The organism is Streptomyces sp. H39-S7 (assembly GCF_027158205.1).
GTDB lineage: Bacteria > Actinomycetota > Actinomycetes > Streptomycetales > Streptomycetaceae > Actinacidiphila.
In genome coordinates this window covers 1-12411 of the sequence record NZ_JAPVLU010000019.1, presented here as the reverse complement: position 1 = coordinate 12411, position 12411 = coordinate 1, and the positions used below count along the sequence as shown (strand labels likewise).

Below are 12411 nucleotides of genomic sequence, written 5' to 3'. Positions count from 1 at the left end.
CCCTGCGGCTTTCCTCCGGCGGCTCCGGGGTGATCTTCGCGTCGCGCACACCCCCGGGCTTCCACCGTCCCCGGGTCGCTCTTGGCTGCGTGCGGCGCTACTCGTCCCTTTCCACGCCTTTTCGCTGCCGCCAGTGTACGGGGCCCGGGGCGGCCGTGTCGGCCTGGTTTCACGGGTCCGCGGACCGGTTCCCGCTGACCCGAATGGCCGGATGGGAACAACCGAAGTCCGGCCGTACGGCGTCACTACCGGTGGTTACCGGCATACCTGGTGTGTCACCTGGGCACACAGGATGCAGACCCGTCGGCCTACCGGGCGTGGCGGGAGGATCGAGCGGCGTGCCCCGTTGCCGCGGGTCCGGAGCCGTTCTACCGTTCCGGCACGATCCGCGAGCAGGATCACAGAATGTGAAGGGGTCGCGGCCATGGTCGTGAAGAAGACCGCCGCCAAGAAGACGACACCGGCGAAGAAGGCGGCCACCGTCGCCAAGAAGGCCGTCAAGAAGGTCGTGGCGAAGAAGACGGGAGCCAAAAAGGTGGTAGCGAAGAAGACGGCGGCCGGTACGGTCGCGTCCGCGGTCCCCGCCTCCCGGGCGGCCGATGAGCCCGGTGTGCTCCCGGTACGTCCGGGGGAGGACCCGTGGTCCGCGTCGGAGGTCCTGGAGGCGCGCGCGGAGCTGCTCGCGGAGGCCGAGCGGCTGCGGGCCGAGATCGTGTCCTCGGAGGCGTCGGTGGCGGGTCTGCTGCGGGACTCCGGAGGCGGCGCGGGTGACGACGACGCCGACACCGGCTCCAAGAACATCAGCAGGGAGCACGAGATGTCGCTGGCGGCCACCGCCCGCGAGACGCTCGCCCAGTCCGAGCACGCCCTGGAGCGCCTCGACGAGGGCACCTACGGCCGCTGCGAGTCCTGCGGCAACGCGATCGGCAAGGCGCGGATGCAGGCGTTCCCGCGGGCCACGCTGTGCATCGACTGCAAGCAGCGGCAGGAGCGCCGCTGACCCTCCCCCTACCTCCGGCGGGGGGACCCCCAGCGGGTGCCGTACCCTCGTCCACAGCCAGGATTCGGCCTGGCGGCACAAGGCTGAGGGACTCACGTGACGGAAGCGGAGCAGGGCATCGAGGAACGGGACGAACAGGCCGCGGAAGCGGCCGGAGCCTCCGAGGAGGAGCCGCTCGCCGCACCCAGGGGCAAGCGGCGCATCGTCATCCTGCTCGCGGTGGCCGCGCTGGCGTACGCCCTGGACCTGCTGTCCAAGCTGTGGGTGGTGACCAGCCTCGAACACCGGGACACCCCGATCGACGTGCTCGGCAGCTGGCTGCGGCTGGAGGCGATCCGCAACGGGGGAGCGGCCTTCGGCTTCGGCCAGGGCATGACGATCATCTTCACGATCATCGCGGCCGGCGTGATCGTGGTGATCGCCCGGCTGGCGCGCAAGCTCTACAGCCTGCCCTGGGCGATCGCGCTCGGGCTGCTGCTCGGCGGGGCGTTCGGCAACCTCACCGACCGGGTCTTCCGCTCGCCGGGATTCCTGGAGGGGCACGTGGTCGACTTCATCGCCCCCGCCCACTTCGCGGTCTTCAACCTCGCCGACTCCGCGATCGTCTGCGGCGGCGTCCTGATCGTGCTGCTCTCCTTCCGCGGCCTCGACCCGGACGGCACCGTGCACCGGGACTGAGCCGCCGGTGGCCGTCCGTCCCGGGCCACCGGGACGGAGCTGCCACCGTCGTCCGTCATACTCGACCAGGTGAGTACCCTTCCCGAGACCCGGACCCTGCCCGTACCCGACGGCCTAGAAGGCGAGCGCGTCGACGCCGCCATCGCGCGTATGTTCGGCTTTTCGCGCACCAAGGCGGCGGAGCTGGCTGCTTCCGGGAAGGTCTCCATCGACGGCAGCCCCGCGATGAAGTCCGACCGGGTGCACGGCGGAGCCTGGCTCGAGGTCGAGATGCCGGAGCCGCCGAAGCCCGTGCAGATCGTGGCCGAGGCCGTCGAGGGCATGGTCATCGTCCATGACGACGACGACCTCGTGGTGATCTCCAAGCCCGTCGGCGTCGCCGCGCACCCCAGCCCCGGCTGGACCGGCACGACCGTCATCGGCGGCCTCGCCGCCGCCGGCTACCGCATCTCCACCTCCGGTGCCGCCGAGCGCCAGGGCATCGTGCACCGGCTCGACGTGGGCACCTCGGGGCTGATGGTCGTCGCCAAGTCCGAGCGCGCGTACACGCTGCTCAAGCAGCAGTTCCGCGAGCGCGTCGTCGACAAGCGCTACCACGCGCTGGTGCAGGGCCACCCGGACCCGATGAGCGGCACCATCGACGCTCCGATCGGCCGCCACCCGAACCACGACTACAAGTGGGCCGTGATCGCCGAGGGCAAGCCCAGCGTCACGCACTACGACCTCATCGAGGCGTTCCGGCACGCCAGCCTGCTCGACATCAAGCTGGAGACCGGCCGCACGCACCAGATCCGGGTGCACATGTCCGCCCACCGCCACCCCTGCGTCGGCGACCTCACGTACGGCGCGGACCCCACGCTCTCCAAGCGCCTCGGCCTGAGCCGCCAGTGGCTGCACGCGGTGAAACTCGGCTTCGAGCACCCGTCGGACGGCCGCTGGGTGGAGTTCGAGAGCGCGTACGCCGACGACCTCCAGCGCGCCCTCGACGTCGTCCGGGAGGACAGCGTCTGATGGACGTCCGGGTGGTCACGGCACAGGACGCCGACGGCATGGCGGCCGTGCACGCCATCCGCCGCGAGGTCTTCGTCGTCGAGCAGAACGTTCCGGCGGAGCTGGAGTGGGACGGCAAGGACGGCCGCGCCGTGCACGTGCTCGCCCCGGACGCCGGGACCGGACGGCTGCTGCTGGGCGCCGACGCCGCCGCCAAGAACGGCGGCGACCCGGACACCGCGGTCCTCGGCCGGCTCGCCGTGCTCAAGCCCGCCCGCGGCACCGGCGTCGGCGCCCGGCTGGTCGCCGCGCTGGAGGACGAGGCCCGCAGGCTCGGACTCGCGGGCGTCTACCTGGAGGCCCAGGTGCACGCGATCGCCTTCTACGAGCGGCTCGGCTACACCGTGTTCGGGCCGGAGTTCCCCGACGCGGGCATCGCGCACCGCGCCATGCGGCGCTCCCTGGGCTGACGGGCCGCCTGTGGCACCCTGAGGCGTCCATCCCCAGGAACCCCAGGAGCCGCCCGCCGTGGACCAGCTCGTCCTCTTCTTCACGCTCATGCTCGCGGCCATCGTCATGGTGCCGCTGGGCGACCGGATGGGTCTGCCGTCACCGGTCCTGATGACCCTGTTCGGCATCGTCCTGGCCCTGCTGCCGCAGGTTCCGAACGTGCAGATCGACCCCGACCTGATCCTGCCGATCGTCCTGCCGCCGCTGCTCTACGCGTCCGTGCAGCGCACCTCGTGGCGGCAGTTCGCGGTCAACAAACGGGCGATCTTCCTGCTGGCGGTCGCCCTGGTCTTCGTCACGACGGCGGCCGTCGCGGTCGTCGCCAACGCGATCGTCCCCGGGGTGACGGTCGCCGCCGCGGTCGCGCTCGGCGCGCTGGTGGCGCCGCCCGACCCGGTGGCCGCGACCGCGGTGGCCGGGAGCCTGGGACTGCCGCGGCGGATGGTCTCGGTCCTGGAGGGCGAGGGGCTGTTCAACGACGTCACCGCGATCGTGCTCTACCACGTGGCGATCGCCGCGGCGGTGACCGGGAAGTTCTCCGTGGCGCACGCGGCCGGCGAGCTGGTGCTGTCCGCCGTGGTCGCCATCGCGATCGGTCTGGCGCTGGGCTGGGCCGCCAACAAGCTCATGGGCGTCGTCGGGGACCCGGTCCTGCAGATCGGGCTGACGCTGCTGGTCCCGTTCGCCTCCTACGGCCTCGCCGAGGAGCTGGGCGGCTCCGGGGTCCTCGCCGTGCTCACCACCGCCCTCTTCCTGGCCGAGCACGCCGTCGGGGCGGACGACGTGACGGCCCGGCTGGCCGGCGCCACCTTCTGGGAGATCGTCGACACCCTCGTCACCGGCGTCGCCTTCGGCCTCATCGGGCTGGAACTGCACAATGTCTTCGCCGTCGGCGCCGGCCGCTGGGGGTCGATGCTCTCGCACGCCGGAGTGGTGGTCGCCGTGGTCGTCGGGGTCCGGCTGGTGTGGCTGCTGCCGGCCGCGTGGCTGGCCCGCCGGTGGCGGGACAAGCGGCACGACGAAGACATCCCGATGACCTGGCGGGAGACCGTCGTCGTGTGGTGGGCGGGGATGCGTGGCGTGGCGTCCGTCGCCCTGGCCCTCGCCATCCCGCTGACCTCGGACGCCGGGCCCTTCCCGGCCCGTGACGAGTTGCTGTTCATCGCCTTCGCGGTCGTTCTGGCCACCCTGGTCCTCCAGGGCCTGACGCTGCCCTGGCTGGTCCGGAGGCTCGGCGTGCGCGGCAATATCCACGCCGAGCACGACCTGGAGCGGCGGCTCGCGCTGCGCGCCACCAAGGCCGCCAAGCAGCGGCTGCGGGAGATCGAGCAGAACGAGCCGCTCGACGAGGAGGTCTCGGAGATGCTCCAGCGGCGCGCCTTCGACCTCGGCGTCCGGATCTCCCCCGACATCGTCGACGACGACCGGCGCGAGTCGCACGCCCGGCGCACCGACCGGCTGCGCGCCATACAGCGCATCCAGGCCGAGATGATGTCCGCCGCCCGGCACGAGGTGCTGGCGGCCCGCAGCGAACCGGACTCCGACCCGGAGGTCGTCGACCGGGTCCTGCGCCTGCTGGACCTGCGCTCGGTGCGCTGAGCCCGCTCCGGCCGCGTACTACCGCGCGCCCGGGCCCGGGCCGATGTCGTCCGGGGTGGGCGGGGCGGCCGGCGGCCGCGGCGGCTCCGCCTCCAGTCCTGGCGCGATCGCGGTGTTGATCCGCGGCAGCGCGTACGGGTGCTCGCGGCGCACCCACTCCAGCATGCTCTCGCGGACGACGCAGCGGACGGTGAAGATGTCGTCCGCGTCCTTGGCGGTGACCAGCGCCCGCACCTGGATGGTGGTCGGTGTGGTGTCGATGACGACCAGTCCCCAGGCCCGCTGGTCCCACTGCTCGCACTCCTTGAGCACCAGGTGCAGCTGCTCGCGCATCAGGTCGATGGGGGCCGAGTGGTCCAGGTGGAAGAAGACGGTGCCGGTCATCATCGGGTCGCCGCGCGACCAGTTCTCGAACGGCTTGCTGGTGAAATACGACACAGGCATCGTGATCCGGCGCTCGTCCCAGGTCCGCACCGTCAGATACGTGAGGGTGATCTCCTCGACCGTGCCCCACTCGCCGTCGACCACCACGGTGTCGCCGATCCGCACCATGTCGCCGAAGGCGATCTGCAGCCCGGCGAAGACGTTGCTGAGCGTGGACTGGGCCGCGACACCGGCCACGATGCCGATGATCCCGGCCGAGGCCAGCATCGAGGCGCCGATCGTGCGCATCGCGGGGAACGTGAACAGCATCGCGGAGATCGCCACCACGATCACCACGGCCGTCACCACCCGCTGGATCAGCGTCACCTGGGTACGGACCCGGCGGACCCTGGCGGTGTTGTGCGACACCGAGGCGTAGCGGTCGTAGGACGCGTCCACCACCGCGGACGCCATCCGCACCGCCAGCCACGCGCACGCCCCGATCAGCACCAGGCTCAGGACCTGGCCGACCGCCGCGTCGTGACCCTTGGCGAGTTGCGCCGCCGGGTACGCGGCGCGCAGCAGCGCCGTGCACAGCACGAGCTGGAACGGGACCCGGCAGCGGCGCAGCAGCCCCCACAGCGGGGTTTCCGGGTGGCGGGCGTCGATCTTCAGGAGCGCCTTGTCCAGGGCCCAGCCGACCACCAGGGTCACCACCACCGACGCTCCGATGACGATCACTGGTCGCAGCACGTTCTCCATGTCCACACGGGCTCCCTCTGGGTGCTTTGTGCCCCCGACGGTACTGGCACCATGGACGCGTACCCGACAGCGAGTGAAGGCAGCCCCGTGAAAATCGTGATGTACCACTCGGCCTACGGGCTGCGGCCCGCCGTGCGAGCGGCCGCCGGGCGACTGCGTGCCGCCGGGCACGAGGTGCACGTCCCCGACCTCTACGACGGGCGGACGGCCGACACCGTCGAGGAGGGCATGAAGATCAAGGACGCGATCGGCCGCGAGGAACTCCTCCAGCGGGCGGTGGCCGCCGCGGCCCCGCACTCCGACCAGGGGCTGGTCTACGCCGGCTTCTCGCTCGGCGGCTCCATCGCACAGACGCTCGCGCTGGGCGACGAGAAGGCCCGCGGGCTGCTGCTCCTGCACGGCACGTCGGACATCGCGGAGGGCGCGGTCACGGATGAGCTGCCGGTGCAGCTGCATGTGGCGGAGCCGGATCCGTTCGAGTCGGAGGACTGGCTCAACGCGTGGTACCTGCGGATGGGCAGGGTGGGGGCGGACGTGGAGGTCCACCGGTACCGGGGGGCCGGCCACCTCTACACGGACCCGGAGCTGCCGGACTACGACGAGGAGGCGGCGGAGCGGACGTGGGCGGTGGCGCTCGGGTTCCTGGCGGAACTCTGACCGGGGCCGGGGGCCGGGCCCCGAGGCCCGGCCCCCGGCTCGGTGTCAGCTCGCTCGGTAGGACAGCCAGGAGTCCTTCATCCGCTGGACCTGGCCGGGGGTGAACTGGGTCATGCAGTTGTCGTACGTGTAGTCCATGAAGTTCTTGATCGGGTCCAGGCCCTCGGCGGTGCAGGTGTCGCTGCCGACCGGGCACTCGAAGGCGGGCTCGCCCTCCTGCGGGGTGTCCGCGACGTAGTCGCCGGGCTCCGTGCAGCCGTCCTGGAACGTGTGGTAGAGGCCGAGCCAGTGGCCGACCTCGTGGGTGGCGGTGTCACCCTCGTTGTAGTTGGTGACGGTGCCGCCGGGGATGGACTCGTCGAGGATGACGACTCCGTCGTTCTTCGGGTCGCCCGGGTACCACTCGGGGAAGGTCGCCCAACCGAGCAGCCCGCCGCCGAGGTTGGCGCTGTAGACGTTGAGGCTGCTCACTCCGCCCTTGCGGAGCTTGGTCTTCATGGCCTTCTCCTCGGCCGTGTCAGGGGCGACGTTGTACCAGGCCGCGTTGTCCGTGTAGTCGGTCTTGAGCAGCTTGAACGTGAACGGGGTGGTGGTGTTGCCGTCGCCCTGTCCGGCGTACGCCTTGTTCAGCACGTCGATCTGGCCGGCTATCTGCGCGGCGGTCAGCTTGCCGGTGGCGCCGTTGTGGATGACGTGGAAGTAGACCGGGATCGAGATCGCCTTCGCCTTGGCGGAGTTGACGCCCGCCCGGCGCAGCGCGGTGGTGCGGTTCTTCAGGTCGCGGTCCATCACCTTGGCCTGCGCCGGGGTGAGGGCGTTGGGCTCGTGGGCGGTCGCTCCGGGCATCTCGCGGGCCGCGCCGTTCCCAGCAGTGCCCTCCGCACACTGCTGGGCGGCCGACGTCTTCGCGGTGCTTTTGTGGGCGTTGACGGTGCCCGCCGAGGCGGCCACCGGCGTGAACGCGAGGGCTCCCGCGATGGCCGCGGCCCCGAGAAGGCGGCGTGGGACGCGACCGGTGAGTCGGGCGGCGAGTACGGAGGGGCGCATAGTTCTCCTCAACTTCACGACGGCTTGAGCGGCTGGTAGCCGCTGCTGCGGAGGCTATAGAGGATCTCCGTGTACGCGTCAGGGCTGGAATCAGCCCCCAGGGTGGCCGGCTGGCCGAAAATCGTCACGGCTCAGCGGGTCCCGCTGTCCGCTCGCCGGACACGCAAGGGACCGGCCGCGTCCTGCCGGCCGGTCCCTGACGGTGCATCACTTATGGGTCACTTCCCGCTGATGGCCTTGTCGATGGCGGCCATGACGGTGGCGGAGGGCTGGCCGATGACCTCGATGGCCTTGCCGTTGAGCTTGACCGTCGGGGTGCCGGTGACGCCCTCGGCCTTGTTGAACTTGTCGCTCATGGTCAGCGCCCACTTGTCGTAGGTGCCGTTCTTCACGGCGTCCTCGAAGGTCTTGTTGCCCTTGAGGGCGGGGACCTTCTGGGCCAGCTCGATCAGCTTGGAGTCGCTGCCGAACTCGTCCTTGGTCTCCTCGGGGTGGACGTCCTTGGAGTACAGCAGCGTGTGGTACTGGGTGAACGCGTCGGTGGAGACGTTCAGCGCCGCGCCCAGCGCGCTGAGCGCGTTCTTGGAACCCGTGCCGCCGTTGCCGTCGAGGAACGTGCCCATGGTGTAGGTGATCTTGTACTTCTTGTCGGCGGCGCCCTTCAGGACGGCCGCGCCGGACTCCTGCTCGAAGGAGGCGCAGACCGGGCAGCGCATGTCCTCGTAGGCGTCCAGGTTGAACTTGCTGGCCGGGTCGCCGACGACGACGACCGTTCCGTCGGTGCCGGAGGTGTTGGCCGGCTTGACGAGCGCCTTCTTCGCCGCGGCCTCCCACTCGCCGGGCTTGTTCATCTCGTTCACGGCGACGGCGACGCCGCCGGCTATCGCGATCGCCGCGATGACCGCGCCGCCGACCAGCAACTGGCGCTTGAGCTTGGCCTTCTTCGCGTGCTTCTCGCGCTCGGCGCGCAGCCGCTCGCGGGCTGCCTGCTTGTTGGCCTGGCTGTTTCTGCTGCTCATGGTGATGGGGTCTCCGTGTCAGTACGGGTGTGGGGTGGGCGGGCCGGTGGTCAGAGAGCGACCAGCGACGGCGGACCACGCCGTACGAGGGAGTGCAGCAGCGGCCGGGACCGCGGGCCCCCGGCCTGTCCGGGCCGGGAGCGGGGCAGCCGCGGCCGGGCGGCCGGAGCGCGCAGCGCGGCCACCGCGACGAGCAGCGGCCGGAACGCGGCGGCTGCCATCGCGCGCACGACGCGCTGCAGACCGGCCTCGCCGCGCCGCACCCACCAGGAGGCGAGCAGCCCCACGGTGATGTGCACCGCGAGCAGCAGCCACGGGCCGGTCGTCGGATCGGTGGCGGCGGGCGCCCCGGGAACGGCGGCGAGCGGCGAGCCGACCTGGCCGCCGTCGCACAGCAGCGCCTCGTTCAGGGAGCGCCAGGAGCCGGTGACCGGGCCGCCGCCGGGGCCGTAGCAGGTGTGCTGACCGGCGGTGAACAGCGTGTCCACCGCAAGTTCCAGCGGTACCAGCACCCCGGCGATGGGCCAGAAGCCGCGCTCCCGGCCGCCCAGCGCGTACGCCAGCGCGAAGACGGCGCCGTAGGCCCCCGCCACCGTGGCCAGCGGCAGGGGCGTGTGCGACATCAGCACGTGCGAGGTGGAGGAGAGAGTGACGCACAACGCCGCGAAGAGGGCAGCACGAAGCGCCCTCAGCGGTGGCCGTATGCCCTTCATGGCGCAGAGTGTGCCATGCCGGTCGGTAGGTGGAACCTAAAGGGCCCCAACCTGTGGGGCTAAAGCCCCGGGATGCGTCCGTTGCGGAACAGGTCGACGAAGATCTGGTGGTCGGCGCGGGCCTGGGCGCCGTAGCTGTGGGCGAAGTCCACCAGCATCGGGACGAAGCCCTCCTCGTCCCGTCCGATGGCCTCGTCGATGGCGTCCTCGGTGGAGAACGGGACCAGCGAGTGGCCGCTCTCGTCGTCCGCGGCGGCGTGCATCGCGGCGGTCGCCCGGCCGAGGTCGGCGACCACGGCCTCGATCTGCTCCGGGTCGTCGAGGTCCGACCAGTCGAGGTCCACCGCGTACGGGGAGACCTCGGCGACCAGCTGGCCGACGCCGTCCAGCTCGGTCCAGCCGAGCCACGGGTCGGCGTGGGCCTGCAGGGCGCGCTGGGAGATCACCGTGCGGTGGCCCTCGTGCCGGAAGTAGTCGCGCACCGCGGGGTCGGTGATGTGCCGGGAGACCGCCGGGGTCTGCCCCTGCTTCATGTAGATCACGACGTCGTTCTCCAGCGCGTCGGTGGTGCCCTCCAGCAGCAGGTTGTACGAGGGCAGCCCGGCGCTCCCGATGCCGATGCCGCGGCGGCCGACGATGTCCTTGACGCGGTGGCTGTCCGGGCGGATCCGGCTGGCCTCGGGGAGGGTCCCCAGATACGAGGTGAAGGCGGCGAGCACCTCCTCGCGCGTCGCGTCGTCCAGCGCGATGGCGCCGCCGCCCGGCAGGAAGCGGCGGTCCCAGTCGCGGACCTCGGTCATCGAGTCGAGCAGTCCGAAGCGGGTCTGCGAGCGGGCGTGGCGCAGCGCGCCGAGCAGCGGGCCCTGCGCGGTGTCCAGGGTGAGCGGCGGCAGGTCCTCATCCTTGGCGAGCTCGCGGATGCGGTCGCGGTACGCGACGGCGTAGGTGCGCACCAGGCCGGTGATCGTGTCGTCGCCGAGCGCCTTGGTGTAGCCGATGAGGGCGACGGAGGCGGCGAAGCGCTTCAGGTCCCAGGTGAACGGGCCGACGTAGGCCTCGTCGAAGTCGTTGACGTTGAAGGCCAGCCGGCCGTTGGCGTCCATGTAGGTGCCGAAGTTCTCGGCGTGCAGGTCGCCGTGGATCCACACCCGGCCGGTGCGCTGGTCCACGTACGGGCCGCTGTCCCTGCCGTCCTCCAGGTCGGAGTAGAACAGGCCCGCCGTGCCCCGGTAGAAGGCGAACGCGGAGGCGGCCATCTTGCGGAACTTGACGCGGAAGGCGGCCGGATCGGCGGCCAGCAGCTCGCCGAAGGCGGTGCCGAACACGTCGAGGATCTTCGTACCGCGCTGCTCGTCGGTGGTGTGTGCGATGGGCATCGCTGCCGCCCCTCCAGGGGTCGTGCCGGAGATCTATCAACGGGCGAGCCTACGCGGCGGGCCCGCGGCCGGCGGGGGCGGGACGGCTCGGCGCGGCCGGGGCGCCGTGGAAATACCCGTTCGCAAATACCCGGGGCCGGATATCGCGGTACATGGCGCATGCCGTTATTGAATATGCCGGAGGGCGGGGAATTCGATCGTACGTTCCCTGAAGGGGCTGTCGAGAAAACAGCAGGAGCGGCGGCACCCCGGGGCCCAGGGGTACCGCCGCTCCGGACCGGTCGCGTGCGGCCGGCGAGAGGTCAGTTGTGGCCGAACCTCTTCTGCTGTCGGCGGGAGACCTGCTCCGAGGTCGGAAGCACCTGCTCCTGAGCGGCGCTGTTCTTCGCCTGCTCCTGCGCTTCGACGGCCTGGCTGCGTTCCTTCTCCTGGCCTTCGTTCCGGCGATTCTTGTTCTTACCCACGATCGTCCCTCCTATAGGGGATCTCGGACGTTGAACCGCTATCAGGCTTGCACGCGCGTACGAAGCGCGCATTTCGGGCAGGCGGTGGTGGAGGATCCCCTTAATTTCGGAAACCGCCACGCCGATGATCGAGTTCCGGCTTATAACGCCCCGATATTGGGGCAGACTCGGGGAAAATCCGTGCCGGGGGACGACCGGAAGAGGTGCAACATGGACCGCTGCGTTGTCCTGGTGGACGCCGGATATCTCCTGGGCGCCGCGGCGAGCCTTCTGGCCGGTGAACCCTCCCGGTCGCGCATCACCGTCGACCACGCCGCCGTGGTCGCGGGTCTGCGCGAGCGGGCCGAGCTGGAGACGGGCCAGCCGCTGCTGCGGATCTACTGGTTCGACGGCGCCCCCGACCGCGTCCCGCAGCCGGAGCACCGGCGGCTGCGCGTCATGCCGCGGGTCACCGTCCGGCTGGGCGCACTGACGAGGACCGACGGCCGCTGGGCGCAGAAGGGCGTCGACGCGGCCATGCACGCCGAGCTCTCCGAGCTGGCCCGCAACCGGGCCTGCTCCGACGTGGTGCTGGTGACCGGCGACGGCGATCTGCTGCCCGGCATGATGTCCGCGAAGGAGCACGGCGTCGCCGTCCACCTGTGGGCCGTGCAGGCCGCCGACGGGGACTACAACCAGTCCGAGGACCTGGTCGCCGAGGCGGACGAGCGCCGGGTTCTCGACCGCGAGTGGATCACCCGCGCGATCCGGGCCCGCGAGGTCGCCGGCGCCTGCGCCCCGCCCACCCCGCGCCCCGAGATCCAGGCGATCCTCTCCGCACCGCTGCCCGAGCCCGCCGGCTCCGCCGGCGGCACCGGACGTCCGGGCGCCCTTCCCGACCCGCACCCGCACCCGGCGAAGAACGGCTCGGGTCCGGCGCCCGCCGGCACCGGGCACCCCGACGCGGCCGCCGATGCCGCGGCCGCCGCCAAGGGGGTGCCCACCCCCAAGGACCTCGCGGTGCTCGGCCGCGTCCAGCAGGCACCGGTCCCGCACCCCGTGCCCAACGCCACGCTCCGCTGGTCGTCCGACAAGACCTGGTCGGAGCGCGGCCCCGGCAACGGACCCGACGTGCCGGACACCAGCGGCCTGCCGACGCTCGCCCCGCTCACCAGCGCGGAGCAGCGCTGGGCGGACCGGGCGGCCGACATCACCGCCGTCAGCGGCGACCCCGTCGAGGTCGGCCAGGTCTTC

General features: G+C 71.5%; 13 protein-coding genes. 7 read left to right on the top strand and 6 right to left on the bottom strand.

Annotated elements, in window-relative coordinates; translation table 11 throughout:
- Positions 1-424: 424 nt before the first annotated feature.
- From O3X23_RS19600 to O3X23_RS19580, 5 genes are all read left to right on the top strand, one after another.
- The gene (locus O3X23_RS19600; protein WP_331283925.1) at positions 425-1000 is read left to right on the top strand and encodes a TraR/DksA family transcriptional regulator; all 576 of its coding nucleotides are present in this window, start codon (positions 425-427) and stop codon (positions 998-1000) included.
- Between the two features lie 96 nt (positions 1001-1096).
- Positions 1097-1678, top strand: coding sequence for a signal peptidase II (gene lspA, locus O3X23_RS19595; RefSeq protein WP_269272731.1), 582 nt, complete (start codon positions 1097-1099; stop codon positions 1676-1678).
- Positions 1679-1747: 69 nt separating this feature from the next.
- The gene (locus O3X23_RS19590; RefSeq protein WP_269272730.1) at positions 1748-2689 is read left to right on the top strand and encodes an RluA family pseudouridine synthase; all 942 of its coding nucleotides are present in this window, start codon (positions 1748-1750) and stop codon (positions 2687-2689) included.
- Positions 2689-3138 (top strand): GNAT family N-acetyltransferase, encoded by a 450-nt coding sequence (locus tag O3X23_RS19585; protein WP_269272729.1) that lies wholly within the window; start codon positions 2689-2691, stop codon positions 3136-3138. The genes O3X23_RS19590 and O3X23_RS19585 overlap by 1 nt, the downstream gene beginning before the upstream one ends.
- 58 nt (positions 3139-3196) lie before the next feature.
- Complete coding sequence (locus tag O3X23_RS19580; protein ID WP_269272728.1) at positions 3197-4777, top strand: Na+/H+ antiporter; 1581 nt, start codon at positions 3197-3199, stop codon at positions 4775-4777.
- A gap of 18 nt (positions 4778-4795) precedes the next feature.
- Here O3X23_RS19580 and O3X23_RS19575 read toward each other — a convergent pair whose 3' ends face one another.
- Positions 4796-5902, bottom strand: coding sequence for a mechanosensitive ion channel family protein (locus O3X23_RS19575; protein ID WP_269272864.1), 1107 nt, complete (start codon positions 5900-5902; stop codon positions 4796-4798).
- Between the two features lie 51 nt (positions 5903-5953).
- Between O3X23_RS19575 and O3X23_RS19570 the strand changes: the two genes are divergently transcribed.
- Complete coding sequence (locus tag O3X23_RS19570) at positions 5954-6559, top strand: dienelactone hydrolase family protein (RefSeq protein WP_269272727.1); 606 nt, start codon at positions 5954-5956, stop codon at positions 6557-6559.
- Positions 6560-6604: 45 nt separating this feature from the next.
- On the opposite strand, the gene O3X23_RS19565 is transcribed toward O3X23_RS19570, so the two are convergent.
- From O3X23_RS19565 to O3X23_RS19545, 5 genes are all read right to left on the bottom strand, one after another.
- Entirely contained in the window at positions 6605-7606 is a 1002-nt protein-coding gene (locus tag O3X23_RS19565; protein WP_269272726.1) for a zinc metalloprotease, read from the bottom strand.
- 218 nt (positions 7607-7824) lie between these two features.
- The gene (locus O3X23_RS19560) at positions 7825-8625 is read right to left on the bottom strand and encodes a thioredoxin domain-containing protein (protein ID WP_269272725.1); all 801 of its coding nucleotides are present in this window, start codon (positions 8623-8625) and stop codon (positions 7825-7827) included.
- Positions 8626-8675: 50 nt separating this feature from the next.
- On the bottom strand, positions 8676-9338 hold the full coding sequence (locus tag O3X23_RS19555) for a hypothetical protein (protein WP_269272724.1): 663 nt from the start codon (positions 9336-9338) through the stop codon (positions 8676-8678).
- A gap of 59 nt (positions 9339-9397) precedes the next feature.
- Positions 9398-10714, bottom strand: a complete 1317-nt coding sequence (locus tag O3X23_RS19550) for a DUF2252 domain-containing protein (RefSeq protein WP_269272723.1) — start codon at positions 10712-10714, stop codon at positions 9398-9400.
- Positions 10715-11016: 302 nt separating this feature from the next.
- Entirely contained in the window at positions 11017-11178 is a 162-nt protein-coding gene (locus O3X23_RS19545; RefSeq protein ID WP_269272722.1) for a hypothetical protein, read from the bottom strand.
- A 210-nt stretch (positions 11179-11388) separates the two neighbouring features.
- Here O3X23_RS19545 and O3X23_RS19540 point away from each other — a divergent pair.
- On the top strand, positions 11389-12411 hold a 1023-nt coding region (locus O3X23_RS19540; RefSeq protein WP_269272721.1), incomplete at its 3' end, for an NYN domain-containing protein.

What these genes read in the sequence shown, in the direction of transcription:
- O3X23_RS19600 (WP_331283925.1), top strand. Translation starts at nt 425, where the DNA reads ATGGTCGTGAAGAAGACCGCCGCCAAGAAGACGACACCGGCGAAGAAG.
- O3X23_RS19585 (WP_269272729.1), top strand. Translation starts at nt 2,689, where the DNA reads ATGGACGTCCGGGTGGTCACGGCACAGGACGCCGACGGCATGGCGGCC.
- O3X23_RS19575 (WP_269272864.1), bottom strand. Translation starts at nt 5,902, where the DNA reads ATGGAGAACGTGCTGCGACCAGTGATCGTCATCGGAGCGTCGGTGGTG.
- O3X23_RS19570 (WP_269272727.1), top strand. Translation starts at nt 5,954, where the DNA reads ATGGACGCGTACCCGACAGCGAGTGAAGGCAGCCCCGTGAAAATCGTG.
- O3X23_RS19565 (WP_269272726.1), bottom strand. Translation starts at nt 7,606, where the DNA reads ATGCGCCCCTCCGTACTCGCCGCCCGACTCACCGGTCGCGTCCCACGC.
- O3X23_RS19560 (WP_269272725.1), bottom strand. Translation starts at nt 8,625, where the DNA reads ATGAGCAGCAGAAACAGCCAGGCCAACAAGCAGGCAGCCCGCGAGCGG.
- O3X23_RS19555 (WP_269272724.1), bottom strand. Translation starts at nt 9,338, where the DNA reads ATGAAGGGCATACGGCCACCGCTGAGGGCGCTTCGTGCTGCCCTCTTC.
- O3X23_RS19550 (WP_269272723.1), bottom strand. Translation starts at nt 10,714, where the DNA reads ATGCCCATCGCACACACCACCGACGAGCAGCGCGGTACGAAGATCCTC.